This is a genomic window from Emcibacter sp. SYSU 3D8, from assembly GCF_039655875.1.
Lineage (GTDB): Bacteria > Pseudomonadota > Alphaproteobacteria > SMXS01 > SMXS01 > RI-34.
In genome coordinates, this window is record NZ_JBBYXK010000001.1 from 942,917 (window position 1) to 969,221 (window position 26,305).

Genomic DNA, 26,305 nt, shown 5'->3' on the forward strand with positions numbered 1-26,305 from the left:
GAGCGCCCCTCACCCACCCGCTTCGCGGAATCCTCTCCCAGGAGAGAGGCTCGGGGCGAGAGGCGCCGTATCAGCGGCTCAAGTCTCAGACGTGCTCGACTTCCCGCTCGATCACATCGGCATAACGGCTCAGCGCCTCGGCGCGCTTCGACGGGATATGGGCGGTCGGGAACATACCGTTGGTGCCGTTGTATTCGCGCAGCACCTGACGGGCGACCGTGATCTTGTGGACCTCTGTCGGGCCATCGGCGAGCCCCATGTGGAAGCTCTCGGTGATGAGGTACGAGAACGGCATTTCCGACGACACGCCGAGCGAGCCGTGCACCTGAAGGGCGCGGGAGGCGACATCATGAAGGACGCGCGGCATCATCGCCTTCACGGCGGCGATATCCTTGCGGACCATCATGTAGTCCTTGTACCGGTCGATCTTCCAGGCGGTCTGCAGCACCAGCAAACGGAAGGTCTGGATGTCGGTCCACGAATCCGAGATCTTCTCCTGCATCATCTGCTTGTTGGCCAGCAACTCGCCCTGGGTCTCGCGGGACAGCACGCGCTCGCACATCATGTCGAAGGCCAGCTTGGCCTTGCCGATGGTGCGCATGGCATGGTGGATGCGGCCGCCGCCGAGACGGGTCTGCGCCACCGCGAACGCCTTGCCGCGCTCGCCCAGGAGATTCTCCTTCGGCACACGCACATTCTCATAGCGGATATAGGCGTGAGTGCCGTGCTCCTCGCCGCCGATGCCGACATTGCGGATGATGTTCACGCCGGGGTGATCCTTCGGCACAAGGATCATGGACATGCGCTCGTAGGGCTTGGCGTCAGGGTCGGTCACCACCATGACGATCAGGAACTCGGCATAGCGGGCATTGGACGAGAACCACTTCTCGCCGTTGATGACCCACTCGTTGCCGTCCAGCACCGCGCGGGTCTGGAACACCTTGGGATCGGCGCCGCCCTGCGGCTCGGTCATGGAATAGCAGGAGACGATCTCGTTGTTGAGCAACGGCTCCAGATATTTCTTCTTCTGTTCGGGCGTGCCGAAATGGGCGAGAATCTCCGAGTTGCCGGTATCGGGCGCCTGGGCGCCGAAGATGATCGGCGCGAATTTGGCGCGGCCGAGAATCTCGTTCATCAGGCCCAGCTTCACCTGGCCGTAGCCCTGACCGCCAAGGTCAGGACCCAGGTGACAGGCCCACAGCTTGCGCTTCTGCACTTCGGCCTGCAGCGGCTTGATCAGCTTGTTGCGCAGCGGATCCTTCATGTCGTTCGGATGCTTGATCACATACTCGAGCGGCTCGACTTCGTTCTTCACGAAATCGGCGATCCAGTCGAGTTCCTTCTGGAATTCCGGATCGGTTTCAAATTCCCATGCCATCTGGTCTTCTCCCTGAAGCAACCCGCAATCGGGCGCCATCGTTTCCCCAAAAAATGGTCGCGCCCGACTTTACGCCGGGCGCGCGGAGGATTGCCAGTGCTTGTTACTGGGTAGGCCGATCGTATCACGCGCGCTCCAGGAACGCGGCGGGCCTCAGGCGTTCAGGTAGCTATCCAGCGTCTTGTGCAGCCGCCGGACTCGGATTTCTTGGTAGTTTCCAAGGGTTTGAGCAGTCTTCCGGGCGGCCTTGAAACCCTTCTGCTGCATCTCGAGATTGCCCGTGTCCTGATCGTAGACATGGCCGAGGAACGGGCCGATGCCGGGTACCGTCTCATAGGAGGTGCCGATGTCGATCTTGTAGGGCTCGGGCGCCTCGGGACGCTCCTGACCGGGCGCCAGTTCCTCAAGAAACAGCAGGTCGAAGATGGCGCTGTCCGGGTCCATGCCGTTGGGCCGGAACCGGTAGACCATGGGCAGCGATACGCCGGGGAACAGGAACATGTTCGGGAACAGGTGATACTCGATGGAATCGAGCATTTCGCTGTCGGACCGCGTCGACAGGTCGATACCCCGATCCTCGCCCAGCGTCTTGCGGAAATGGGCGGCGAGGAACGACCGGGCCGTCACGCCGTCCGGCACCTTGGTGCCCGGCGGCAGCATGCCCATGGCGTCGAGCAGCTCCTGCTCGGTCTGCGACTTGGTATAGCTCGGATCGGGGAACCCGAAGGTGTGGAAGAACCGTGTGACCCGTTCGCTGAAGATGTCGTACTGGGCATTGAGATTGGCCGAGAACGGCATGGCGTGGGCGTGCGTCTCCAGGCTGTGATAGGCCTCGACGAAGGCCTCCTGCGACGCCTTCCAGTTGGCCGGCAGGATCTTCTGGATGTGCAGCCGCACGTAACGATTGTCGAGCGGCCAGTTGGCGAAGTGCTCGGCCAGCGGCCCGATCCACTCCTCGAGCGGCATGGCGTTTTCGTCCATGTTGATGAAGTAGAAGCCGCCCCACTTGGCGATCTTCACCTCGGGCAGCTTGAACTCCTCGTCGGTGACCTTGGGGAAATCCCAGCGGCAGGGGATTTCCTTCAGCGAGCCGTCCAGGTTCCAGGTCCAGCCATGGAACGGGCAGCGGAAATGCTGGACGCTGCCGGTCGAATCCGAGGGGCGCAGCTGGGTGCCGCGATGCAGGCACGAATTGACATAGGCCTTCACCTCGTCCGGCGCCGCGCGCACGACGATGATCGAATAATTGCCGATATCGTAGGTGTAATAGTCGCCCACTTCCGGGATGTGCTCGTCGCGGCAGGTCCATTGCCACGTCTTGTTCCACATCTTCGTCATCTCGAGGTCGAAGAATTCCTTCGAGGTGTAGCGTTCGAACGGAATGTCCTCGTCGCCCATATAGACGTAGTTCTCGGCGAGCAGTTGCGCCGGCAGCTCCCAGCCGTCCGAGAGGACCAGGTCCCTGGTGCTCGGACCCGGACAACGGGCCTCGCCCGGCTTCATGTTCGGCTGCGGATCGTAGATGTTCATCGGTCTTCCCCGTGGTGATCGTCAGTGGCGGACGGCCTTTCCCCAAGGCATCCGGCGGTCCCGAACGCTAACACAATGGTCAGTCGTGCCCAAAAGGAAAGTCAGGCGCGATGGCTTGCCTGACAGGCCGACGCGCTTTTCCCGCGTGACGCGCTCGGCGCACACGGATGGACGGCATATTCACGGAGTTCGGGGTGATGTCGCTCAGCACACCTCCCTGTGACAATCGTTCTCGATTGATGCTATGCACGCGGACCCGTCAATTTCCGCCGCGAAGCGTTGCCGTTCATGTCCCGATCCCTCCTGCTGTGCGCCGCCGCGCTCGTCATTCACACCGCGCCGTCGGCCGCCGCACCGCGTGACGGCGACATGCCTGCCGAAAACGAGGTCGTGGTCATCGGCACCTCGCCGATCATCGGACCGGGCATCGACCGCGACAAGATTCCGGCCAATACCGAGACGGTGACCGGCGACGACATCCGCCGAGCCGGCAGTCTGCTCGAGGCGCTCAACGGCGGTATCGGCGGCATCGGCCTGGGCCACGCTCAGGGCAATCCGTTCCAGCCCAACCTGGTCTATCGCGGCTTCGAGGCATCGCCCCTCGCCGGCAATGCGCAGGGCCTGGCGGTCTATGTGGAGGGCGGCCGGTTCAATCAGCCGTTCGGCGACACGGTCAACTGGGACCTGATACCCGAGCAGGCCATCGACGCCGCCGTGCTGCAGACCTCGAACCCGGCGTTTGGCCTCAACGCGCTGGGCGGCGCCCTGTCGGTAGGGCTGAAGGACGGGTTCTCGTATCGGGGCGCCGAGACGGAACTGACCGGCGGCAGCCGGGGCAGCATCGAAGGCGCGCTGCAATATGGCGCGCAGAGCGGCCCGTTCGCCGCCTATCTGGCCGTGCGCGGCCTGCACGACAAGGGCTGGCGCGACCATTCGCCGTCGGACCTGCGGCAGATGTTCGCCGACCTCGGCTGGCGCGGCGACAGGGCCGAGATTCATCTGGGTGTGCTGGGCGCGGACAATACCCTGATCGGCAATGGCACAGCGCCGGTGGATCTGCTGGCGGCCTCGCGCAAGGCTGTCTTTACTCATCCGGACGAAACCAGGAACCGGTTCGGACGCATCAACCTCAATGCCAGCCTCCGGCTCAGCGACGCGTGGTCGGTGCAGGCCGGCGGCTATGTCGGCCATCTGCGCCAGCGTACCCGCAACGGCGACGCCGCCGACGTGGAGCCGTGCGAGGATGACGAGGCATTGCTGTGCCTCGAGGACGGCGATGCGCTGACCGCCCTGGGCGGCGGCGCCATCGGCAACTTCATCACCGACAGTCCCTATGCCGGGCTCCCGGCATTCGCCGAGCGGTTCGAAGAGGGCGGCCCTTACGCCCAGCTCAATCGAACGGCGACCAATACGGACTCCTTCGGCGTGTCGGCGCAGGTCACGTGGCAGGGCAAGGTCGGCGGCATGACCAACCAGTTCCTTGCCGGACTCGGCTATGACGGCGGCCGCACCCGCTTCTCGGCAACATCCGAGATCGGCGCGCTGGGCCTGGACCGGGGCTTCGAGGGACCCGGAATCGTCATCGTCCAGCCGGACGGCGTCATCGCGCCGGTTTCCGTGCATACCTCGGCGGATTATCTGGGCGTGTTCTTACGTGACACGCTGGACATCACCAATGCGGTGTCGCTGTCGGTGGGCGGCCGCTACAACCACGCCGCCATCGACCTCGTCGACCAGATCGGTACGGCGCTCAACGGACGCCACCGCTACAACCGGTTCAATCCGCAGGCCGGGATCACCTGGAAACTCACGCCGATCATCACCGCCTATGCGGGTTATGCCGAGGCAAACCGCGCACCGACCCCGGCGGAATTGTCTTGCGCCGATCCGGAGGCGCCCTGCAGCCTGACCAACTTCTTCGTGGGCGACCCGCCGCTGGAACAGGTGACGACCCGCACCGTCGAGGCCGGGCTGCGCGGGCGGCTCCAGATCTCGCCGCGCTATTTCGTGTCGGGGAAGCTGGGCCTGTTCACCACCACCAACCGGAACGACATCAGCTTCGTCGCCAGCGACATACCGGGCCGCGCCTTCTTCATGAATGTGGGACGCACCCGCCGCCAGGGCATCGAGGCGGCGGCCTCGCTGGGTTATGGCGCGCTGCAGGCGTCGGTGGATTATGCCTATATGGACGCGACCTTTCGCAACCCGCTGGTGCTGAACAGCCCGGACAACCCGTTCGCCGACAATGACGGCCAGATATTCGTCGATCGCGGCGACAATTTGCCCGGCATCCCGCGCCACCGGCTGAAGGCGCGGCTGGATTATGATGCCAGCGACCGGTTGCGGCTGGGTCTCGATGCGCGCTTTTCCAGCGGGCAGTTCCTGTTCGGCGACGAAGCCAACAACGCGCCGAAGACCTCGTCCTATGTGGTGGTGGGCGCCAGCGCCAGCTACCGCATCGGCAGCCACCTGGAACTGTTCCTGCGGGCGGAGAACCTGCTGAACACGAAATACGAGACCTTCGGCACGTTCTCGCCAACCGACGAGGTGCCCATCATCCAGGCGCCGGACGCGGACAACCCCCGAAGCCTGAGCCCGGGGCCGCCGATCACGATGTATTTCGGGATCAGGGTCAGCCTCTAGGGCGCGGTGCGGGCATGACGCCGAGGGGCGCGCGCGGCTATGATCCTGTTCCCACGAGCCACGCGCCCCGGTCCCATGAACCCGTTCCTGCTCGGCATCCTGCTGATGATCGCCACCTGCGCCGTCTGGGGGCTGGCGTTCGTTGCGCCCATTGCACTGCCGGACGCCTCGGCCATCGAGGTGACATTGGGGCGCACCATGGCCTATGGCGCGATCTCGCTGATGCTGTTCGACCTGCGCCGCGCGATCCGGCTGCCCCGCGGCGTCCTGTGGCGGGCGCTGGTCTATGCCTTGACCGGCAACGTGCTGTATTACTTCCTGCTGGTCCTCGGCATGCAATGGGCGGGCGCGTCCATGGGTGTGCTGGTCATCGGCATGGCGCCGGTGACGGTGACCCTGGCCGGCCGGCTGCAGCAGGGTTTTGGCGCGCTGAAGCCCATCGCCGTCCCGCTGGCGCTGTTCTGCGGCGGCCTGATGCTGGCCAATACGGCCAAGACCGACTTTTCGGGCGCCTCGGACGACCTGGCGCCGCTGGGCGTGGCCGCCATCTTTCTCGCGCTGGTGATGTGGACCTGGTACGCGGTGGTCAACGCCCGCTTCCTGCAGGAAACCCGCCTGGTGACGCCGCAGGAATGGAGCTCGGTGATCGGCATCGTATCGCTGGCCGCCGCGCTGGTGGCGCTGCCCGTTGCCTGGGCGACCGGGCTGGCCCGGCTGCCCGGCGAGATCGGCGGCGGGGAATTGGCCATGCTGGCGCTGTGGAGCCTGCTGCTGGGCGGCGGCTCCACCTGGCTGGGCACGGTGCTGTTCAACATGGCGTCGAAGGTGCTCGACCTGACCATCCTGGGTCAGATGATCATCTTCGAGGCGGTGTTCGGCATGATCTATGTGTTCGTCGCGGTAGGCGAAGTGCCGACGGCCCAGGAATTTGCCGGCATCGCCGTTGCCCTGTTCTCGGTGTGGCTCTCGATCCGGCGGCTTTACCAGCCTGCGCCCAGGATGGCGCCCTGACGGCCAGCCCGCCATAGGCCGGCCCCGTCAAGGGCCGGCCCTGGCTTTGGCATTTGCCGGACTGGGGCATTTGCCGGACTGGCGCCGGGTCAGCGGAGATCGAAGCGATCGGCTTCCATCACCTTGGTCCAGGCCGCCGCGAAGTCCTTCACGAATTTCTCCTGCGAATCGGCGCAGGCATAGACTTCGGCAAAGGCCCGCAACTGGGAATGGGACCCGAAGATGAGGTCGACCCTGGTGCCGGTCCACCGGAGTTCACCCGTCTTGCGGTCGCGTCCCTCATAGACGCCCTCGATACCGGCGGACTGCTGCCAGGTGGTAGCCATGGACAGCAGATTGACGAAGAAGTCGTTCGTCAGCGTCTCCGGGCGGTCGGTGAAGACACCATGGGTGGACTGCCCAACATTGGTGCCGAGCACCCGCAACCCGCCGAGAAGCGCCGTCATCTCGGGGCCGGAGAGCTTCAACAGCGACGCCTTGTCGACCAGGGCCTCCTCGGGCGCCATGATGGAACGGGCACGGTAATAGTTCCTGAAACCGTCGGCCGTGGGCTCCAGCGGGGCGAAGGACTCAGCGTCGGTCTGCTCCTGAGACGCGTCCATGCGCCCGGGGGTGAACCGCACCGTTACTTCGGACCCGGCATCCTTCGCCGCCTTCTCGACCGCGGCGCCGCCGGCCAGAACGATCAGGTCGGCGAGCGAGACCTTCTTGCCGCCGGAGGCAGAAGCATTGAACGCCTGCTGGATCTGCTCGAGCTTTTGCAAAACCGCCGCCAGCTGGGCCGGCTGGTTGACCTCCCAGTCCTTCTGCGGGGCGAGGCGGACGCGTGCGCCGTTCGCGCCGCCGCGCTTGTCCGAGCCGCGGAACGTGGACGCCGACGCCCAGGCGGCCGAGACCAGCTGCGACACCGAAAGACCGGAGGCGAGGATCTTCGCCTTCAGCTCGGCGGTATCGTGATCGTCGATCAGCGGATGATCCACGGCCGGAACCGGATCCTGCCAGATCAGCGTCTCTTTCGGCACCAGCGGACCGAGATAACGGGCGACCGGTCCCATGTCCCGGTGGGTCAGCTTGAACCAGGCGCGGGCAAACGCGTCGGCGAACTGGTCCGGGTTTTCGTAGAAGCGCCGCGAAATCTTTTCATAGGCAGGGTCGAAGCGCAGCGACAGATCGGTGGTGAGCATGGTCGGCACCCGCTTCTTCGACGGATCGAACGGGTCGGGCACCGAGGCCTCGGCGTTCTTCGCCCGCCATTGCTTGGCGCCCGCCGGGCTCGTTTCCAGCTCCCATTCGTACTTGAACAGGTTGTCGAAGAAGTGGTTGCTCCACTTCGTTGGCGTCTGCGTCCAGATCACCTCCGGTCCGCCGGTGATGGCGTCGGCGCCAAAACCCGCGCCGTGCTTGCTGCGCCAACCCAGGCCCTGGTCCTCGATGACCGCGCCTTCGGGCTCGGGTCCCAGGAACGAGGGATCGCCGGCGCCATGGGTCTTGCCGAAACTGTGACCACCGGCAATGAGCGCGACCGTCTCTTCGTCATTCATCGCCATGCGCGCAAATGTTTCGCGAATGTCCCTGGCGGCCGCGACCGGGTCCGGGTTGCCGTTCGGCCCTTCCGGGTTGACGTAGATCAGGCCCATCTGCACCGCGCCCAGCGGATTGTCGAGCTGGCGCTCGCCGCTGTAGCGTTCGTCGCCCAGCCACGTATTCTCGGGACCCCAGTAGAGTTCCTCGGGCTCCCAGGTGTCGGCGCGGCCGCCGGCGAAGCCGAACGTCTTGAAGCCCATGGATTCCAGGGCGACATTGCCGACGAGAACAAACAGGTCGGCCCACGAAATCCTGCGGCCATATTTCTGCTTGATGGGCCAGAGCAGCCGGCGCGCCTTGTCGAGGTTGGCATTGTCCGGCCAGCTGTTCAGCGGCGCGAATCGCTGCTGCCCCGCCCCGGCGCCGCCGCGTCCGTCTGAAATCCGGTAGGTGCCCGCGCTGTGCCATGCCAGCCGGATGAAAAGACCGCCATAATGGCCAAAGTCGGCGGGCCACCAATCCTGCGAGTCGGTCATCAAGCCATGCAGGTCCTTGATCACTTCATTCAGGTCGAGATTCTTGAATTCCTTGGCGTAATCGAACGCCTCGCCCATCGGATCGGACAGGCTCGAGCCCTGGTGCAACGCCTGAAGGCTGAGCTGTTCAGGCCACCAGTCGCGGTTTGAAAATGCACGTTTTCCGCCCATTACCGGGCAAGCGGATTCGGTCGACATGGTTCCTCTCCAGTTGCAGTGAGTCCCACTGCAAGGGTAGTCCCGTGCCGCCTCTTCGATCAATCTCTTTTTAGAACTATTATAAACTAGTCGCCTGATGGACGGGCCGAAGCCCGGGATCAGGCCGCCCGCGACGCCTTCTTGCGCTCGTGCTCGAGAAGCTGCTTCTTGCGGATACGGATGGACTTGGGAGTCACCTCGACCAGCTCGTCATCGTTGATGAACTCAAGCGCGTATTCCAGCGTGGTCTGGATCGGCGTCACCAGGATCAGCGCCTCGTCCGTGCCGGCGGCGCGGATGTTGGTGAGCTGCTTGGCCTTCAACGGGTTGACCACCAGATCGTTGTCGCGCACGTGGATGCCGATGACCATGCCTTCATAGACCTCGGTAGCGTGGCCGATGAACATGCGGCCACGTTCCTGCAGGTTGAAGATGGCATAGGCCAGCGCCTTGCCCGAGGCCATGGATACCAGCACGCCGTTGTGGCGCCCGCCGATGGTCGCGTTCACCCGCGGCGCGTAGCGTTCGAAGGTGTGATAGATCAGGCCGTCGCCCGCCGTCGTCGCCATGAATTCCGAGCGGAAGCCGATCAGGCCGCGGCTGGGAATATAATAGTCCAGGCGCACGCGGCCGCGCCCGTCGGGCACCATGTCGCGCATTTCGCCCCGGCGCTCGCCGATCTTCTCCATCACCGCGCCCTGATGCTCTTCCTCGACGTCGATGGTCAGCGACTCCCAGGGCTCGCAGACCTCGCCGTCGATGGTCTTCAGAATCACCTCGGGACGCGAGATGGCCAGCTCGTAGCCTTCGCGGCGCATGTTCTCGATCAGGATCGACAGATGCAGCTCGCCACGGCCCGAAACCTTGAAGCGGTTCGAATCGTCGGTCTGCTCGACTCGCAGCGCCACGTTGTGAATCAGTTCCTCTTCCAGGCGCGCGGCGATGTTGCGGCTGGTGACGTATTTGCCCTCGCGGCCGGCGAAGGGCGAATCGTTGACCTGGAAGGTCATAGTGATGGTCGGCTCGTCGACGACCAGCGCCGGCAGCGCCTCGACATTGTCGGGGTCGCAGATGGTGTCGGAGATGTGCAGCTTCTCGAGACCGGTAAAGGCGATGATCGCGCCGGCCTCGGCCTCCTCGACCTCGATCTTCTCCAGGCCATGGAAACCCAGGATCTGCAGCACGCGCCCGCTGCGGGTCTCCCCGTCGGCGCCAATCACGGTGACGCGGGTATTGCGCTTGATCTTGCCGCGCTGGATACGGCCGATGCCGATGACGCCCACATAGGACGAGTAGGACAATGCGCTGACCTGAAGCTGCAACGAGCCTTCGATGCTGACATCGGGCTCGGGCACGTGCTCGACGATGGTCTCGAACAGGGCGCGCATGTCGTCGGACGGCTTGTCCAGATCCTTGGTCGCATAGCCTTCAAGAGCCGAGGCGTAGATCACCGGGAAATCGAGCTGCTCGTCGGTCGCGCCGAGGCGGTCGAACAGCTCGAACGTCTGGTCGACAACCCAATCGGGGCGCGCGCCGGGCCGATCGACCTTGTTGATGACGACGATCGGGCACAGGCCGCGCTGCAGCGCCTTGTTGGTGACGAAGCGGGTCTGCGGCATCGGACCGTCGACCGCATCGACCAGCAGCAGCACCGAATCCACCATGGACAGCACGCGCTCGACCTCGCCGCCGAAATCAGCGTGACCCGGCGTGTCGACGATATTGATGCGCCAGCCTTCCCAGCTGATGGCCGTGTTCTTGGCCAGGATGGTGATGCCGCGCTCTTTCTCGATATCGTTGGAGTCCATGACTCGCTCTTCCTGCTCGCCACGCGTTTCGAGCGTGCCGGACTGGCGGAGCAACTTGTCGACAAGAGTCGTCTTGCCATGATCGACATGGGCAATAATGGCAATGTTACGCAGGCGGCGGATCGTGTCAGTCATGGGATATACTTATCCGGGTATTGTGAACGCGCGGTTATATGGGCCCGCGTTCATCGACGCCATAGCGAATTTTTCGTATCTGCCAAGATATTATGCACGAAACCGGTGGCGCCCGAGCACGGGTGATGCTTTTCTGGGCACAACAAACAAGCCGGAAAACGGGAGGGGATGCATGGCTCACGCTGGAGCCCAGGGAGAGCCGATCGACGCATCGTCGCGGCGCTATACGTTGTTTCTGCTCGTTGTTGTCTATACGTCGAGCTTCATCGACCGCAGCATCATCAACATCCTGGTGCAGCCCATCAAGGAAGAGTTCGGCGTCTCCGACACGGCGATGGGCTTCCTGACGGGCTTCTCTTTCGCCATCTTCTATGCGGGTCTCGGCCTGCCCGTCGCCATGCTGGCCGACCGCTCCAACCGCCGGAACATCATTGCGTGGGCGATCGCCATCTGGTCGGGCATGACCGCGCTGTGCGGTGCGGCGCAGAATTTCTGGCAGCTGGCGGCCGCGCGTATCGGCGTCGGCATCGGCGAAGCGGGCGCCGGCCCGCCATCGCATTCCATGATCGCGGACATGTATCCGTTGCGCGAGCGGACATCGGCGATGGCGATCTATTCCTGGGGCATCCATATCGGCCTGATGTTCGGCGCGTTGATCGGCGGCATGGTCGAGGACGCCTATGGCTGGCGCGCCGCCTTCCTGGTCGTCGGCATCCCTGGCCTGGTGCTGGCGCTGCTGGTGCGCTTCACCATCCGCGAGCCGGCGCGCGGTATGGCCGACACGGTCCACGCGGCGCCGGACAAACAGGGGCTGGCGGATGCCTTCGTGCATTTGTGGCGTATCCGCAGCCTGCGCCACACCATCGCCGGCTGCACCCTGGTCGCCTTCGTCGGCTATGGCATCTCGGCGTGGGGTGCGGCGTTCCTGATGCGCTCGCACGGCCTCACCGGCAAGGAAGTCGGCCTGTTGATGGGGCCCGCGGGCGGCCTCATGGGGATCATCGGCGCCATCGTCGCCGGCAGGCTGGCGGACCGCCTGAGCGAGAAGGATCCGCGCTGGACGCCGTGGGTGGTCTCGGTCTCGAAGGTGGCAGCCATCCCGCTGGTGTTCCTGTTCTACCTGCCGGACAATCTGTGGATCGCCATGCTGGCGTTCATCCCGATGATCGCGCTCGCCGCCACCTATCAGGGCTCGACCTTCGCCATGGTGCAGACCCTGTCGCCGCTGCGGATGCGGGCGCAGGCCTCGGCGATCCTGCTGTTCGTGATCAACCTGATCGGCCTGGGCCTCGGCCCGGTCGCGGTGGGCATCATCAGCGACCTGCTGCTGCCCTATTACGGCACCGATTCGCTGCGCTATTCCCTGCTCATCGTGTCCATGCTGGGGCTGTGGGGCGCCTGGCATTACTATCTGGCCGGACGCCATTACCGCGAGGACCTGGAAATCTCCCAGGGCAAGGTCATGGCGTGATGCATTCAACGGGGAGGTTGGCATGACGGAACTGACGGCCGAGGAAATCGGCCTGGTGCGGGAGCTGCTGGAGGTCGAGGCCGTCCGCAAGCTGATGGTGAAGTTCACCCAGCTGATGGACGCCAACCAGCTGGACCGGATGATCGAGCTGTTCCTGCCCGACGCCCGCTGCGAGTTCGGCCATTACGGCGTCTGGGAAGGTCGGGAGGCGATCTACGAAGGCTTCCGCGCCCGCGCCGAGGGCAATGGCTGGATGCCCATGAAGGTGCTCCGCGCCAACACCAATCACTGGGTCGAGATGACCGGCCCGGACACCGCCGTGGGCCGCCGCTACCTGCTCAACGGCGCCAGCTTCAAGGAGACGGACCAGTCGCCGATCAACTATCTGGGCCTGTATGACGAAGACTACCGCAAGCTTGACGGCAGCTGGAAGATCCAGCGCAGCAGCCTCTATTTCTTCTGGCCCACCCGCGAGGTGAAGGAAGGCTTTCCCGGCGAGTTCCCGCCGGCAAGGTAGCCTCAGTCGACCGCGGCGACCTGCCCGCCGTCGACGACGATATGGGCGGCGTTGATCCAGCAGCCGGCCGGGCTGGCGACGAACGAGATCACCCGTGCCAGTTCCTCGCCGGTGCCGAGGCGGCCCAGCGGTATCGACTTCTCCACCGATGCATAGAAGTCGGGCATCTCCTTCTTGCGCTTGTCCCACGAGCCGCCGGGAAACCACACCGCGCCCGGCGAGATGGCATTGGCGCGAATCCTGTGCTTGCCGTATTTCTGCGCCAGCTCGTTGGCATAGACGCGCATGGCGCCCTTGGCCGGACCGTAGGACGACGAGCGGCCGAAATAATATTTCGACGCCATCGACCCGATGAAGGTGATGCTGGCCGCGTCTGATTCGATCAGCGCCGCCTCGCATTCCTCGACCGCGCGCACGCCGGCCATCATATCCACCTGGAAGCTGCGCTCCCAGCCGGCCTCGCCGCCGGTCAGGTCGAAGCCGCTGGCATTGTGAATGAGGATGTCGCAGCCGCCCAGCGCCTTCAGGGCGTCGCGGCAGAACTGGCGGGTTTCCTCGCCGTTCTCCAGATTCGCCGCGGCGCCGAACACCGTTCCCGGCCCGATCGCCTTCAGCTTCTCGGCAGCTTGATTGACGCCGTCGGCGCCGCGCGCGCAGAACGCCACATCGGCGCCTTCCCTGCGCAGCAGCTCGCCGGTGTACCAGCCCATGCCACGGCTGCCGCCCAGGATGATCGCCTTCTTGCCCTTTACGCCAAGATCCATGTGTCTCTCCCGTTTCTGACCGGCGGCGCCAGGCCGCATTGGCGGCAGGATAGCCCAGCACATGCACAGGCGCAGAATCTTTTCAGGTCAATTGGGCTGGACATGCCGCAGCGCATGCACCTCGCGCTCCCGCGAAAGCAGCGCTGTCGATCTGCCGGGTCATCGATCCGGGCCAGCCGGTTTCTGCGGCCTGTCATGAGGCTGCTCAAGATTGGCTGGTGCGAGCGGCGGGAATCGAACCCGCAAGCCCTGACGGGCGAGGGATTTTAAGTCCCTTGTGTCTACCAGTTCCACCACGCTCGCGATGCGGCAAACCTATGCGAGCGGCGCGGTTCCGTAAAGCGCAGGCCGCATCATCGCGAACTTGCCGTGGTCTGCCCTGAACGGTGCCGCGAGCGGTCGGAGAGTATGAGCGGGTCGGCTCTCCATCCGGCGCGTGCCACGCGGCATATTCAGGGCAGACCGCGGCAGGCCGAACGTTCTGCCCGTGAGGCCTCGCGGGACAACCGGGACCGGAACGATGTCCGGTCCCTTTGCCGTATCCGGGCCGGCGCTGGGTCCGTCCCGGTATCCTTTGGCTGGTGCCGGCGTCAGCCGCAGATCCACCACTGGCACTTGACCGCGCGGGCCTGGGTCTCGTTGGCGCCGCAGGTGTGCGCCACTTCCTCGGCCATGCGCCAGTGCGCCTGCGGGCCGGTCTGCGCCTTGCGGCCCTCGGCGCTGGTCGGGTCGAAGCGGGCCGGCATGATCACCGTGCCGCCCTTCATGGGGCCGGCGGGCGTGTAGGCGGCGCCTTCGCGGTCGCCATACACGACGGTCGGCTGGGCCGAAGGGCATTGCAGCCCGGTGACCTTTGTGGTCAGCGCCTGCATTTCGGCGATGTGGCTGGACGCCGGCGTTTCGGCGCAGGCCGCAAGGAGGCTAACCGCCGCGAGGGCGGGGATGATCGACTTCATGATGTTGTCCTCGTCTGTTGCGGGCAGGCCGCGCCTGTCCGCTGTTGGCCGTTTCGGTTGCGTGAGACGGGAATGTTGACCCCGCCATGTCCGCGCTGTGCGAACAGGCGCCACGCCTTTCGACCAACTCGCAGCCGGATGTCCCGGCGGGCGATTTCAGATGGATTTCATCCCTGTCCCAGTCCGATGCCGTAGCATCGGCCCAAGCCCGAAACAGGCGAGAAACTCGGGTGATACCGGATCCATCCCCCATATGAACGATCCGGCATCTTCGGAACCCCGATGGTGTTGGCCGAGGGTGGCTCCGGGGATCAGATTTACGAGCGTTTCAAATTTTATGCAACTTCAAATTGTGTTCGAAATCAGGCAGATTCCTCAAATTGGGGTGTTCCACCCAATGTTTCAGCCATTTCAAACACTTCCTGGGCCAACCTGGCGTTGAGCGCCTCGTCCGTAGAGCGAATGACGATGCTGGTGCCGCCCTTGCCCTGGCGATAGAACGGATACGATCCGATGTCCGCCGTGGGATTGCGATTCTGCATGTCCCTGAGGCCCGTGGCGATCGCGCTTTCCGCCAGATGCAGCAATACCGACCGCGATCTGACCGGCAATCCGCCGGTCAGCCGATGTTTCAGGCTTTCCAGCATGGTCTGCATGATCAGCGGAATGCCGGCGAGGACGAAGACATTCTCCATCTGGAAGCCGGGCGCCTTGGAAATCGGATTGTCGACCAGCCTGGCGCCGCGCGGGGTACACGCCATGCGTGCACGCGCCGAGGTCAGGCCTTCGGGTCCGTAATATTCCTTTAGGATCTCGTGCGCCTCGGGATGCAACTCCCACGGCACGCCGAACGCCTTGGCGATCGATTCGGCGGTAATGTCGTCATGGGTAGGGCCGATGCCGCCGGTGGTGAACACGTAGTCGAATCTGGGCCGCACCTCGTTCACCGTGCCCACGATAGTATCCTCGACATCGGGGATCACGCGGGTTTCGGTCAGCTGGATGCCGCATTGGTCGTTCAGCCATTTGGCCAGATACGCCAGATTGGCGTCCTGGGTCCGGCCGGACAGGATTTCATTGCCGATGATGATCAGGCAGGCGGTGACGGTTTTCTGTTCTGTCATGCCTGTCTTTATACCAATCCGCCCGCAGCGGGGCACGGCAAAACGGCCGGAAGAATTCACTTCCGGCCGTTTCGCCGCGCGCCCCCGAGGGAGGGGGAAACAGAGGCGCGCTGAACCTCAGTCAGCTGGCGGCGCCTCGCTGGTTCTGACGCCGCCATCGAGCGCGGCGGCTGTCTTCACCAGATTGACGAACTCGACGCGGTAGCCCTGGGCGTCGGCGCCGCGCCCTTCCGAGGCCAGCGCCGCGATGCGCTCGTAGCCGAAATCGCCCAGATAGGCGCCGTGGCGAAAGCCGCCGCCGAATGGGTTCCCTAACGAGCCCGCCGCACCGGCTGTTGCGGCAGCGGAGAACAGGGTGCCGCCGCGCAGCCTGTCGGTCTGTGGTGTGATGATCGGGTTCACCCGGAAGGCGGCCGCAGGAGCGACGGGCTGGCATGCGCGGCGAGCTTTTGAAAGTCTCTGCATCGAATCTCCTCCCCAGGAGTCATTGCCGAGTTAACCTGTTGAAAATGTTACGCCTGCCAGCGGCAAACTCCCGTTAACTCGGGTTCATGGAAGCCGAATCCGGATTAATTCGCGTTCATGCCGGGATTGCGTGCCGCATCAGGCACTTATAGGGTCCGGACATGAAATTTCACGCTCCCCTGGTGCGCGGCACCCTGGTTCAACGTTACAAAAGGTTCATGGCCGACGTGGTGCTCGACACCGGCGAGACCATCACCGCGCACTGCGCCAATTCGGGCGCCATGGCCGGACTGAAGGCGCCCGGCTCCGTCGTCTGGCTGTCGCCCGCCGCCAATCCGGACCGCAAGCTGAAATATTCGTGGGAGCTGATCGAGGCCGACGGCGCCCTGGTCGGCATCAACACCGCCCATCCCAACCACATCGTCGCCGAGGCGATCCGCGCGGGCGCCATCGAACCGCTTGCCGGCTATGCGACCCTGCGTCAGGAAGTGAAATATGGCCGCAACTCGCGCATCGACATCCTGCTCGAGGATCCGGACAGGCCGATGTGCTACGTGGAGGTGAAGAACGTCCATCTGCGCCGCGACGGCAGCCTGGCGGAGTTCCCCGACGCGGTCACCGCGCGCGGCGCCAAGCATCTGCTCGAACTCGGCGACATGGTCGAGGCTGGACACCGGGCGGTCATGCTCTATCTGGTTCAGCGCATGGACTGCGACCGATTTGCAATCGCCGGGGACGTGGACGCCGCGTATGATAAAGGTTTGCGGGTGGCCCGCGAGCGCGGCGTTGAAGTCCTTTGCTACGCCTGTAGACTGACCACCGAAGAAATCACCGTTGACCGGAAGCTGGTCCTCGCTATCTAAGCGCCGGGTTTGAAGGGCACACAATGAACGATCAGAAAGTTGGCGAGATGCACGCCGGCGGCATCAAGATTCACGGGCGCGAGGGCTACGACGGCATGCGCGCGGCCGGACGGCTGGCAGCGGAGACGCTCGACTTCATCACGCCGCATGTGCAGCCGGGCGTCACCACCGGTCATCTCGACCAGTTGTGCCACGACTTCATCATCGAGCGCGGCGGCATCCCGGCGCCGCTCGGCTATCGCGGTTTTCCCAAGAGCATCTGCACCTCCATCAACCATGTGGTGTGCCACGGCATCCCGGGCGACAAGGCGCTCAAGGATGGCGACATCCTCAACATCGACGTGACGCCGACGGTCGACGGCTGGCATGGCGATACAAGCCGCATGTATCTGGTGGGTGATGTCTCGGTGAAGGCGCGCAGGCTGTGCGACATCACCTTCGAGGCCATGTGGCACGGCATCCGGCAGGTCAAGCCGGGCGCCACCCTGGGCGACATCGGCCATGCCATCCAGACATATGCCGAGGGCGAGCGTTGTTCGGTGGTGCGCGATTTCTGCGGCCACGGTCTGGGAAAGGTCTTCCATGACGCACCCAACGTGCTGCACTACGGCGAGCCTCATTCGGGCGTGATCCTGCGGCCCGGTATGTTCTTCACCATCGAGCCCATGGTCAATCTGGGCCGCTATGACGTGAAGATCCTGGCGGACGGCTGGACCGCCGTGACCCGCGACCGGTCGCTGTCGGCCCAGTTCGAGCATTCCATCGCCGTGACCGATGACGGCTACGAGGTGTTCACCGCCTCGGCGCGCGGCCTGGACAAGCCGCCCTACGCCGTCTGACGCCGGCGCCGTCGGGTTGGGGGCCGTGACGGACGAAAAACCACACCATCTGGGACACCGGCAGCGCCTACGCGAGCGTTTCATGAGCGGCGGCGCCGCGTCCATGCCCGACTACGAAGTGCTGGAGATGCTGCTGTTCAGCGCCCTCCCCCGCGGCGACACCAAGCCGCTCGCCAAGGCGCTGATCGACCGCTTCGGCAGCCTCGCCGACGTACTGAGCGCGCCGCCCGAGCGGCTGGCCGAGGTCAAGGGCGTGGGCGACGGCATTGTCGCGGCCCTCAAGCTGGTGCGCGAAGCCGGCCTGCGCCTGACCCGCGCCAAGGCACTCAACCGCCCTGCCCTGAGTTCCTGGGCCGCCGTGCTGGAATATTGCCAGGCGGCCATGGCCTATGAGAACAGGGAGCAGTTCCGCATCCTGTTCCTCGACCGCAAGAACACGCTGATCGCCGACGAGGTGCAGCAGACCGGCACCATCGACCATACGCCGGTCTATCCGCGCGAGGTGGCCAAGCGGGCGCTGGAGCTGGATGCGACGGCGGTGATCCTGGTGCACAACCACCCGTCCGGCGACCCCAATCCCAGCCGCGCGGACATCGAGATGACCAAGAAGGTGGTGGCGGCGGCCGCGGCGCTGGGCATCGTCGTCCACGACCATTTGATCATCGGCCGCGGCACCCATTCCAGTTTCAAGTCGTTGGGGCTGTTGTGATGCCGGCAGGCTTCGTCATCGATACGCTCGCCGAGAGCGAAATCCCGCAGGCCGTGGCCTTATGGCAAGCCTGCAATCTCACCCGGCCCTGGAACGATCCCCATGCCGACGCCCGGTTCGCGCTGGGTGGTCCCGGCTCGACCATCCTGGCAGGGCGGCAGGGCGGCGTCCTGATCGGCGCCATCATGGTCGGCCATGACGGCCATCGCGGGGCGGTCTATTACGTGGGCGTGCTTCCCGACCACCGGAAGCTGGGGATCGGCGCGGCGCTGATGGCCGCGGCCGAACAGTGGCTGCAGGATCGCGGCGTGCCAAAGCTCAATGTCATGGTGCGGACCGGCAATCTGGGCGCGCGCGGCTTCTATGAGTGCCTGGGTTATGAGCCAAGCGAAGTCGTCGTGCTATCGAAGCGGCTGGGCGGGTGCTAGCGGCCTGGCAATTTCGTATGGTGTCGCCAGCTCGCCGCGCGGCGGGCCGGCGAGTTCCGGGGAGCTAGGACATGGATTCACTCAGCAGCGGCCCGATCGCGGAGGTTCTCCGCCGTCTCCATCGGGAAGCGGACGCCGCGGATGCGCCGCTGATACAGGCGGTCGTCGACGAGGCGATCACTTTCGAGCAAGCGATGCAACGGGTGGTCGACGCCGAGATCAAGGACCTGACCGGACTGTATCGCGGCTACGCGGGCAACTTCCTGAGCGTCGATCCAGAGTTCGGGCGCTTTCTCTACATGCTGGCGCGGTCCTGCCAGGCAAAGCGGATCGTCGAGTTCGGCTCGTCCATGGGGATTTCCGCCATCTACATGGCCGCAGCCCTGCGCGACATGGGCGGCGGCGTCCTCATCGGCACCGAACTCGAGCCCGCTAAAGCCGAGCGGGCGCAAGCGAACGTCGCTGCGGCCGGTCTCGCCGATCTTGTCCAGTTCCGGATCGGCGATGCACGCGAGACCCTTAAACCGGGCGTCGGCGGTGACATCGACATGGTGCTGCTCGACGGCGCCTTTACGCTCTACGACTCGGTCCTCGCGCTGCTGGAGCCGCACCTGAGGCCGGGCGCGATCATCATCGGGGAGAACGCGTTGCAGCAGGCGTCGGGCTATATCGATTATGTGCGCGATCCTCGGAACGGCTACCTTTCCGTGCCGCTGCCGTTCAGTCCAGGGCGTGGCAACGAACTGACGGTCAAGACGAAGTAGCCGTCCCGCCGCCTCACCAGCCCGGCGGCTTGCCGTCCAGATAGTCGTTCAGCACCTCGTGGAACCGCCTCACCCGCGTCTCCTGTCCCGCGAGATAGGGCTCCTGATAACCGCGCGAGCGCCATCCCGACTGCTGGCCGGGACTGAGCGCCCAGTCCTGGAACACCACCTGATCGTGCAGGTCGGCAACGGCATCGGGGCCGGAATAGACGCGGAAGTCGTATTCGGCTTCCTTCATCTCCATCTCGGTCTCGGTGAGGCGGGCGCGGTACTGGCCGTCGATCGGGAACGCCAGGTCCCACAGGTCGAAATAGCACTTCTCCGGATCGTCCCGGTGCGGCTCCCAGCGGAAGAACGACATGCCTTCCGCGCCGGCGCCGAAGGCGATGTTCGGGAACACCACGCCGAACGGGCTTTCGGTCAGGTCCTCGTCGTTCAGCGTCTCGAAATGCCTGTAGCCGCGCTCCGGTCCCAGCTTGCGCTTGGCCGCTTTCAGGTCGAGCCAGCCCTGCATGGCCTTCTCTTCGTAGGTTGCATAGCTGTCGGGGTCGATGCCCCATTCGCGCAGGGTATCGTCGAACGGATGCGGCTGGCCCTCGGGCACGCGGTCGCGCAAGGACGGGCGTCCCATCTGGATGATGCGCGCGTGCCCCATGGGAAACATCTCGAACCGCGACGTGAAATGGTCCTGGTCGATGATCGGCGGCACCTGCGGATGAGCGGTGCGGGTGTGATACGATTCGTTGAAATTGTCCGACGAGAACTTCCAGTTGCAGCCCAGTTCGACCCGGACCCAACGCACGCGAATCTGCGTCTCGAAGGGGAAGTTCCTGTAGATCTCGGGGATCGGCTCCAGGTACTTCAGCAGCGGCGGCGCGTCGTTGTCCATGGTGTACCAGACGAAGCCGCCCCAGGTGTCGACCCGCACCTCGATCAGGCGGATCTTGCCGACCGGGTCGCCCTGCGGGAAGTCGTCGCGGTCGCAGGCGTCGAGCAGGCTGCCGTCGATGCTCCATTCCCAGCCGTGATACGGACAGGTCCAGCTGTCCTGCGAACCCTTGTCCCACACCAGTTTCTGGGCCCGGTGGCCGCAGGCATTGTAGAAACCCTTCAAGCTGCCGTCGGGCTGGCGGGCGATGATGACCGATTCGTGCATGAAATCGTGCACGATATAGTCGCCCGGCTCAGGCAGCTGGTTCTCGCGGCCGGCGATGTGCCACACCTTGGTCCACAGGTGATCCCATTCCCGCTGCATCCAGTCGCGCGAATAATAGCGGTCCTGTGAAATCCGGTCGCCGCGCGCATTGCGCGGGTCCTTGCCGTTGATGGCCAGCGGATGAGTGATGATCTCGGTCATGTCCGTCTCCCCGTTTCCCGTTTTCGGCCAGATCGCGATTATTGATCGGCTGTCGAACAGCTTTGGGAGCGTAAACCGCGGCGGCATCCTGTCAATCCGAATCCGGAAAACTGGTCAGTTCCGGACGACACTGCGCAGCCAAGGCGCGGTCTCGGCCGGTCCCGACAGAGGGACGCTGCAAGCGGCACCGCGATACCGCGGAACCGCCTGTGGCATTGGTGCGTTGGCACCATACAATGCTTGAAAAGCTAATCTATCAATCACCCCGGTAAACCGCCTGTCTTGTTGGCGGCCGTCGGGCACCTCGGTAAAGTGCATTCCGCCACCGCAGCTGGTTTGTCCACGAGGAAAAGCATGCTCGACCCGATGATCACGGCAGCCACCGGCATTGAAGGCCTCGACGAAATTCTCGCCGGCGGATTGTCGCGCGGCAGCCTGTTCTTGCTCGAAGGCGAACCGGGGACCGGCAAGACCACCATCGCGCTTCAGTTTCTCATGGACGGCGCCCGGCGCGGCGAAAAGTGCCTTTACATCACGCTGTCGGAAACGCCGGACGAATTGCGCCAGGGCGCGGCGTCGCACGGCTGGGAACTGGATGAGCATATCGAAGTGTTCGAACTCATCCCGCCGGAAAGCATTCTCAGCGACGAACATCAGCAAAGTCTGCTTTATGCCTCCGACCTGGAACTGGTGGAAACGACCAAGCAGATATTCGCGACGGTCGACCGAGCCAAGGCATCGCGCGTCGTTATCGACAGCCTCTCCGAGATCCGGCTTCTGGCGCAAAGCTCGCTCCGTTACCGGCGCCAGATTCTCGCCATCAAACACTATTTTGCACGCCACAGCGCCACGGTGCTGCTGCTGGACGACCTGACATCCGAGGCCGCCGACAAGACCGTGCACAGCGTCGCCCAGGGCGTCATCCGCCTCGAGGAGATCGCGCCCGAGTACGGCGCCGAGCGCCGGCGTCTGCGGGTGATGAAATATCGTGGCCAGAAATTCCGCGGAGGCTTCCACGACTTCGTCATCAAGACCGGCGGAATCGGGGTGTTTCCGCGCCTGGTGTCAGCGGAACATCGCAACAGGTTCGAGCGACGCGTGCTATCGGCGGGCATCCCCGAACTCGACGCCCTGCTCGGCGGCGGCGTGAACGCTGGCTCAAGTACGCTGATCCTCGGTCCGGCCGGCACGGGCAAGTCGCTGGTTGCAATGACTTTCGTGATGGCGGCGCTCACCCGAGGCGAAAAGGCGGCCCTGTTCCTGTTCGATGAGGAACTGGGCCTGCTGTTCGACCGGATGCTCGGCCTGGGCATCGACCTGGAGAAATGGCAGGCCGAAGGCAAGCTGTTCGTCAACCAGATCGACGCCGCCGAACTGTCTCCTGGCGAATTCTCGCACCGGGTCTGCCAGATCGTGAATACCCAGGATATCAAGACCGTCGTCATCGACAGCCTCAACGGCTACCGCGCCTCGATGCCGGAAGAAAACTCGCTGATCCTGCATATCCACGAGCTGCTGCAATATCTGAACCGCCACGGCGCGGCCACCTTCATGACCGTGGCCCAGCACGGACTGGTCGGCGACATGAAGACGCCAGTCGACGTGACCTATCTGGCCGACACGGTGATCCTGCTGCGCTATTTCGAGGCAATCGGCGAGGTGCGCCGCGCCATATCGATCATCAAGAAGCGCACCGGCCGGCACGAACCGACGATCCGCGAATTCGGGATCGGCGAGGATGGCCTGACCATCGGCGAACCACTGACGGACTTCCACGGTGTTCTCAGGGGCGTGCCCACCTATTCGGGCAGCGGCAATCCCCTGCTGCAAAGGAAGCCCAGTTGAGTGAACCGGGACCACTCTCCGAGCGGGCGATCGTGCTCGCACCCAGCGGACGAGACGGCCCACTCGCGGTATCGATTCTTCAGAGAGCGGGCTTCCCGGCAGAGGGCTGCAACGATCTGACGGCATTGCATCACGAGATCGGCAAGGGCGCCGGGCTGGCCCTCATCGCCGACGAGGCGCTGCGCGGCGTCGATATCGCGCCCATCGCCGAGGTCCTGCGCGCCCAGCCGCCATGGTCCGATTTTCCAGTGATCCTGCTGACCCAGCGCGGCGGCGGGCCGGAGCGGAATCCGGTGGCCGCACGTCTTGCCGAGCTTCTCGGCAATGTCACCTTCCTCGAACGCCCGTTCCATCCGACGACCCTGGTCAGCGTGGTGCGCACCGCCGTGCGCGGCCGGCGGCGGCAATACGACGCCCGCAGCCGGCTGATCGAGCTGTATGAAAACGAACAACAGCTGCAGACCGCGCTGCGCGCCGGCAATCTCGGGTCGTGGACTCTTGATATCACCACGATGGCGTTGCGTGCCTCGGATAGCTGCAAGGCGCATTTCGGCCGCCTGCCCAAGGATCCGCTGACCTATGACGACGTGATCGAGGCGATCCATCCCGATGACCGCGAGCGCATGCGCAGCGCCGTCGAGCATAGCCTGCGGACGGGCGAGAACTACTCGATCGAATACCGGATCGTCTGGCCGGACGGGTCGCTCCGATGGATGGATGTCCGCGCGCGGGTGCTGCGCAGCAGCACCGGCGTGATCGAGCAGATGATCGGCGTCTCCTCCGATATCACGCCGCGCAAGACGTCAGAACTGGAACGGGAGCAGCTGCTGGCCCAGCTCGCCGCCGAACGGGCCACCTTGTCCGACCTGACGGCGACCCTGGAACAGCGCGTGCGCGAGCGCACCGATGCGCTGATGACCGAAGTCGCCGCCCGCGAGCGCGCCCAGGTCCAGCTGCTGCAGGCGCAGAAGATGGAGAGCATCGGCCAGTTGACCGGCGGCGTCGCCCATGACTTCAACAATCTGCTGGCGGCGGTGATGGGCAACCTGGAATTACTGCGCAAGCGGCTGCCCGACGACCCACGGCTGGACCGGCTGATCGACGGCGCCATGCAGGGCGCCCGCCGCGGCGCCGCGCTGACCCAGCGCATGCTGGCATTCGCCCGGCAGCAAGACCTGAAAACCGGCTCGGCGGATCTGGGAGAATTGTTGACCGGCATGCGCGATCTGCTCGACCGCACGCTCGGCCCCGAGGTCAGCTTGACCTTCGATATTCCGGACCACCTGCCGCCGGCCCAGGTCGACGCCAACCAGATCGAGCTGGCCACCCTGAATCTGGCGATCAACGCCCGCGATGCCATGCCTGATGGCGGCGGCATCGACATCTCGGTCAGCCTGGCGGCCAAGGTGCACCCCGATCTGGCGCCCGGCCAGTACCTCAAGTTGCAAATTGTGGACAGCGGCGTCGGTATGGACGAGCCAACGCTGAAAAAGGCGATCGAACCGTTCTTTTCGACCAAGCCCGTCGGCAAGGGTACCGGACTAGGGTTGTCCATGGTGCACGGACTGGCCGAACAGCTGGGCGGCCTGCTGGAATTGTCCAGCGTCCCCGAAAAAGGCACGACCGCCACTCTCTGGCTGCCCGTAGCTGCCCCGGCAGCGATTGCCGAGGCCGCCGCGCCGGCCCCGGTCTTGCCCGAGGAGGCTGGCCGGAGCGCGACCATCCTGGTGGTCGATGACGACCCGCTCATTGCCAGAAGCACCGCCGAGATGCTGGCGGATCTTGGGCACATTGTCGTGGAGGCCAATTCCGGCCGGGAGGCGCTGGACATCCTCGAGAGCGGACTCGGCGTCGACCTGATAGTGACCGATCATGCGATGCCCGGCATGAACGGCATCGAACTCGCTGCCGCGGTCCATCGCAGCCGCCCCGGTATGCCGGTGCTGCTGGCCACGGGTTATGTCGAACTTCCGGTTCAGGCGACGGGCCTGCCGCGTCTCGCCAAGCCTTATGAACAGGCCGCGCTCAAGGCTCATATCGACCATCTGCTGGCCTCCGCCTGACGGGACCTCGCCGTCAGCGCGCCGCAGTGGCCTCGCGGTACAGGCGAGCCATGTGGTCCGGGTCGATGCAGGCTTCCTCGGCGCCCGCCACGATCGCGAACAGCCGAGACTTCAGCGCGGCCTCCTCGGCCTCCGACAGATGCGGATGGTGCGTCGCCATCTGAAAAAGGATCGCGTCGATGATTTCGTGTGGCGGCTTACAGCAAGTCACTTTTCAGCTCCGGAATCGGGCGGGAGCACACACGTCTCTCGGTCGGCGGTCGCCATACAGGTTCGCCGATTGAGATCATTTTGCACGGTAGTGATGAACCGCGCCTTAACATGGATTTAGGCTGTGACGACACGAAAAAGCCGCCCGCGCCCCAGGGCGCGGGCGGCTTCGAAGTCCGAACAATCAGTTGGCGATGCGCCTCAGACGCTGGTTGATGAGCTCTTCGGCGTCGTGGATGATCCGCTCGACAAGTTCCTTCACCGTGGGGATGTCCTTGATGATGCCCATGACGGTGCCGGCGCTCCACACACCCGATTCCATCTCGCCGGTCTCCAGCAGCGAACGGCCCTTCACGCCGACCACCAGTTCCTTGATATCCTCGAACGTGGCATCGGCCTTGGTGGTCTCGATCTCGTGGACCCGCTTGGCGATATCGTTCTTGTAGATGCGCGCCGTGTTGCGGAACTTGCGGTAGACAAGCTGGGTGTCGCGCTCGTTGCTGTCGACCAGCTTGCGCTTCACGTTCTCGTGCACCGGCGCTTCCTTCGTGGCCATGAAGCGGGTGCCCATGTTGATGCCTTCGGCGCCCAGGGCAAGCGCGGCGACGAGGCCGCGGCCGTCGCCGAAACCGCCCGAGGCGATCATCGGGATGGTCAGCTGGTCGGCGGCTGCCGGCAACAGCACCAGATTCGGCACGTCGTCCTCGCCCGGATGGCCCGCGCACTCGAAGCCGTCCATGGATACCGCGTCACAGCCCACCTGCTGGGCCTTCACGCCGTGGCGCACCGAGGTGCATTTGTGGATCACCTTCACGCCGGCTTCCTTGAACCACGGCATGTAGGGCTCCGGGTTGCGGCCGGCCGTCTCGACGATCTTCACGCCGCCATCGATGATGGCACGGGCATATTCGTCATAGGGCGTCGGCTTCACGGTCGGCAGGATCGTCAGGTTCACGCCGAACGGCTGGTCGGTCATCTCGCGGCAGCGCTTGATTTCCTTGGCCAGGTCCTCGGGTGTCGGCTGGGTCAGGGCAGTGATGAAACCGAGTGCGCCGGCATTGGCCACGGCCGACACCAGTTCGGCGCGGCCAACCCACTGCATGCCGCCCTGCACGATGGGATGCTTGATGCCGAACTCTTCGGTGAAACGAGTCTTGATCATGGTCT

Annotated in this window: 22 protein-coding genes and 1 tRNA gene; 11 read left to right on the top strand and 12 right to left on the bottom strand. The window is 64.6% G+C overall.

Going from position 1 to position 26,305, the window contains the following annotated elements:
- Positions 1–85: 85 nt before the first annotated feature.
- Positions 86–1,378, bottom strand: a complete 1,293-nt coding sequence (locus WJU21_RS04490; RefSeq protein ID WP_346322179.1) for an acyl-CoA dehydrogenase family protein — start codon at positions 1,376–1,378, stop codon at positions 86–88.
- A gap of 153 nt (positions 1,379–1,531) precedes the next feature.
- Positions 1,532–2,908: an aromatic ring-hydroxylating dioxygenase subunit alpha gene (locus WJU21_RS04495; protein WP_346322180.1), complete on the bottom strand. Its 1,377-nt coding sequence runs from the start codon at positions 2,906–2,908 to the stop codon at positions 1,532–1,534.
- A gap of 288 nt (positions 2,909–3,196) precedes the next feature.
- Between WJU21_RS04495 and WJU21_RS04500 the strand changes: the two genes are divergently transcribed.
- Positions 3,197–5,551, top strand: a complete 2,355-nt coding sequence (locus tag WJU21_RS04500) for a TonB-dependent receptor (protein ID WP_346322181.1) — start codon at positions 3,197–3,199, stop codon at positions 5,549–5,551.
- A gap of 39 nt (positions 5,552–5,590) precedes the next feature.
- Positions 5,591–6,562 carry a DMT family transporter gene (locus WJU21_RS04505; RefSeq protein WP_346322182.1) on the top strand — a complete coding sequence of 324 codons (972 nt, stop codon included), beginning with the start codon at positions 5,591–5,593 and terminating at the stop codon, positions 6,560–6,562.
- 89 nt (positions 6,563–6,651) lie between these two features.
- Here WJU21_RS04505 and katG read toward each other — a convergent pair whose 3' ends face one another.
- Together katG and typA are read right to left on the bottom strand one after the other, a co-directional pair.
- On the bottom strand, positions 6,652–8,820 hold the full coding sequence (gene katG / locus WJU21_RS04510) for a catalase/peroxidase HPI (protein WP_346322183.1): 2,169 nt from the start codon (positions 8,818–8,820) through the stop codon (positions 6,652–6,654).
- Between the two features lie 119 nt (positions 8,821–8,939).
- On the bottom strand, positions 8,940–10,763 hold the full coding sequence (gene typA / locus WJU21_RS04515; protein WP_346322184.1) for a translational GTPase TypA: 1,824 nt from the start codon (positions 10,761–10,763) through the stop codon (positions 8,940–8,942).
- Between the two features lie 172 nt (positions 10,764–10,935).
- Between typA and WJU21_RS04520 the strand changes: the two genes are divergently transcribed.
- Both WJU21_RS04520 and WJU21_RS04525 read left to right on the top strand, forming a co-directional pair.
- On the top strand, positions 10,936–12,234 hold the full coding sequence (locus tag WJU21_RS04520; protein ID WP_346322185.1) for an MFS transporter: 1,299 nt from the start codon (positions 10,936–10,938) through the stop codon (positions 12,232–12,234).
- Positions 12,235–12,256: 22 nt separating this feature from the next.
- On the top strand, positions 12,257–12,751 hold the full coding sequence (locus tag WJU21_RS04525) for a nuclear transport factor 2 family protein (protein WP_346322186.1): 495 nt from the start codon (positions 12,257–12,259) through the stop codon (positions 12,749–12,751).
- Between the two features lie 2 nt (positions 12,752–12,753).
- Here WJU21_RS04525 and WJU21_RS04530 read toward each other — a convergent pair whose 3' ends face one another.
- The 5 genes from WJU21_RS04530 to WJU21_RS04550 all read right to left on the bottom strand — a co-directional run bounded on the left by WJU21_RS04530 (position 12,754) and on the right by WJU21_RS04550 (position 16,060).
- Positions 12,754–13,515: an SDR family oxidoreductase gene (locus WJU21_RS04530; RefSeq protein ID WP_346322187.1), complete on the bottom strand. Its 762-nt coding sequence runs from the start codon at positions 13,513–13,515 to the stop codon at positions 12,754–12,756.
- Between the two features lie 216 nt (positions 13,516–13,731).
- A tRNA-Leu gene (locus WJU21_RS04535) sits at positions 13,732–13,818 on the bottom strand.
- 287 nt (positions 13,819–14,105) lie between these two features.
- Positions 14,106–14,471, bottom strand: a complete 366-nt coding sequence (locus WJU21_RS04540) for a hypothetical protein (RefSeq protein ID WP_346322188.1) — start codon at positions 14,469–14,471, stop codon at positions 14,106–14,108.
- A gap of 362 nt (positions 14,472–14,833) precedes the next feature.
- On the bottom strand, positions 14,834–15,595 hold the full coding sequence (locus WJU21_RS04545) for a competence/damage-inducible protein A (protein WP_346322189.1): 762 nt from the start codon (positions 15,593–15,595) through the stop codon (positions 14,834–14,836).
- A gap of 117 nt (positions 15,596–15,712) precedes the next feature.
- Complete coding sequence (locus tag WJU21_RS04550) at positions 15,713–16,060, bottom strand: YfbK domain-containing protein (protein WP_346322190.1); 348 nt, start codon at positions 16,058–16,060, stop codon at positions 15,713–15,715.
- A gap of 161 nt (positions 16,061–16,221) precedes the next feature.
- Here WJU21_RS04550 and sfsA point away from each other — a divergent pair, with 161 nt between their 5' ends.
- The 5 genes from sfsA (at position 16,222) to WJU21_RS04575 (ending at position 19,663) form a co-directional block, all read left to right on the top strand.
- Complete coding sequence (sfsA, locus tag WJU21_RS04555) at positions 16,222–16,923, top strand: DNA/RNA nuclease SfsA (protein ID WP_346322191.1); 702 nt, start codon at positions 16,222–16,224, stop codon at positions 16,921–16,923.
- 23 nt (positions 16,924–16,946) lie between these two features.
- Positions 16,947–17,762 carry a type I methionyl aminopeptidase gene (gene map, locus WJU21_RS04560; protein ID WP_346322192.1) on the top strand — a complete coding sequence of 272 codons (816 nt, stop codon included), beginning with the start codon at positions 16,947–16,949 and terminating at the stop codon, positions 17,760–17,762.
- 16 nt (positions 17,763–17,778) lie between these two features.
- Positions 17,779–18,471 (top strand): DNA repair protein RadC, encoded by a 693-nt coding sequence (gene radC / locus WJU21_RS04565; RefSeq protein ID WP_346322193.1) that lies wholly within the window; start codon positions 17,779–17,781, stop codon positions 18,469–18,471.
- On the top strand, positions 18,471–18,899 hold the full coding sequence (locus tag WJU21_RS04570) for a GNAT family acetyltransferase (RefSeq protein WP_346322194.1): 429 nt from the start codon (positions 18,471–18,473) through the stop codon (positions 18,897–18,899). The genes radC and WJU21_RS04570 overlap by 1 nt, the downstream gene beginning before the upstream one ends.
- Before the next feature lie 71 nt (positions 18,900–18,970).
- Positions 18,971–19,663, top strand: coding sequence for a class I SAM-dependent methyltransferase (locus WJU21_RS04575; protein WP_346322195.1), 693 nt, complete (start codon positions 18,971–18,973; stop codon positions 19,661–19,663).
- 13 nt (positions 19,664–19,676) lie between these two features.
- Here WJU21_RS04575 and WJU21_RS04580 read toward each other — a convergent pair whose 3' ends face one another.
- Positions 19,677–21,020, bottom strand: coding sequence for an aromatic ring-hydroxylating dioxygenase subunit alpha (locus WJU21_RS04580; RefSeq protein WP_346322196.1), 1,344 nt, complete (start codon positions 21,018–21,020; stop codon positions 19,677–19,679).
- A 354-nt stretch (positions 21,021–21,374) separates the two neighbouring features.
- Between WJU21_RS04580 and WJU21_RS04585 the strand changes: the two genes are divergently transcribed.
- Complete coding sequence (locus WJU21_RS04585) at positions 21,375–22,865, top strand: ATPase domain-containing protein (protein WP_346322197.1); 1,491 nt, start codon at positions 21,375–21,377, stop codon at positions 22,863–22,865.
- Positions 22,862–24,928, top strand: a complete 2,067-nt coding sequence (locus WJU21_RS04590) for a PAS domain-containing protein (protein WP_346322198.1) — start codon at positions 22,862–22,864, stop codon at positions 24,926–24,928. The genes WJU21_RS04585 and WJU21_RS04590 overlap by 4 nt, the downstream gene beginning before the upstream one ends.
- 13 nt (positions 24,929–24,941) lie before the next feature.
- Here WJU21_RS04590 and WJU21_RS04595 read toward each other — a convergent pair whose 3' ends face one another.
- Both WJU21_RS04595 and WJU21_RS04600 read right to left on the bottom strand, forming a co-directional pair.
- Positions 24,942–25,139, bottom strand: coding sequence for a hypothetical protein (locus WJU21_RS04595; protein ID WP_346322199.1), 198 nt, complete (start codon positions 25,137–25,139; stop codon positions 24,942–24,944).
- A gap of 183 nt (positions 25,140–25,322) precedes the next feature.
- Positions 25,323–26,300, bottom strand: a complete 978-nt coding sequence (locus WJU21_RS04600) for a nitronate monooxygenase family protein (RefSeq protein ID WP_346322200.1) — start codon at positions 26,298–26,300, stop codon at positions 25,323–25,325.
- Between the last annotated feature and the right edge of the window lie 5 nt (positions 26,301–26,305).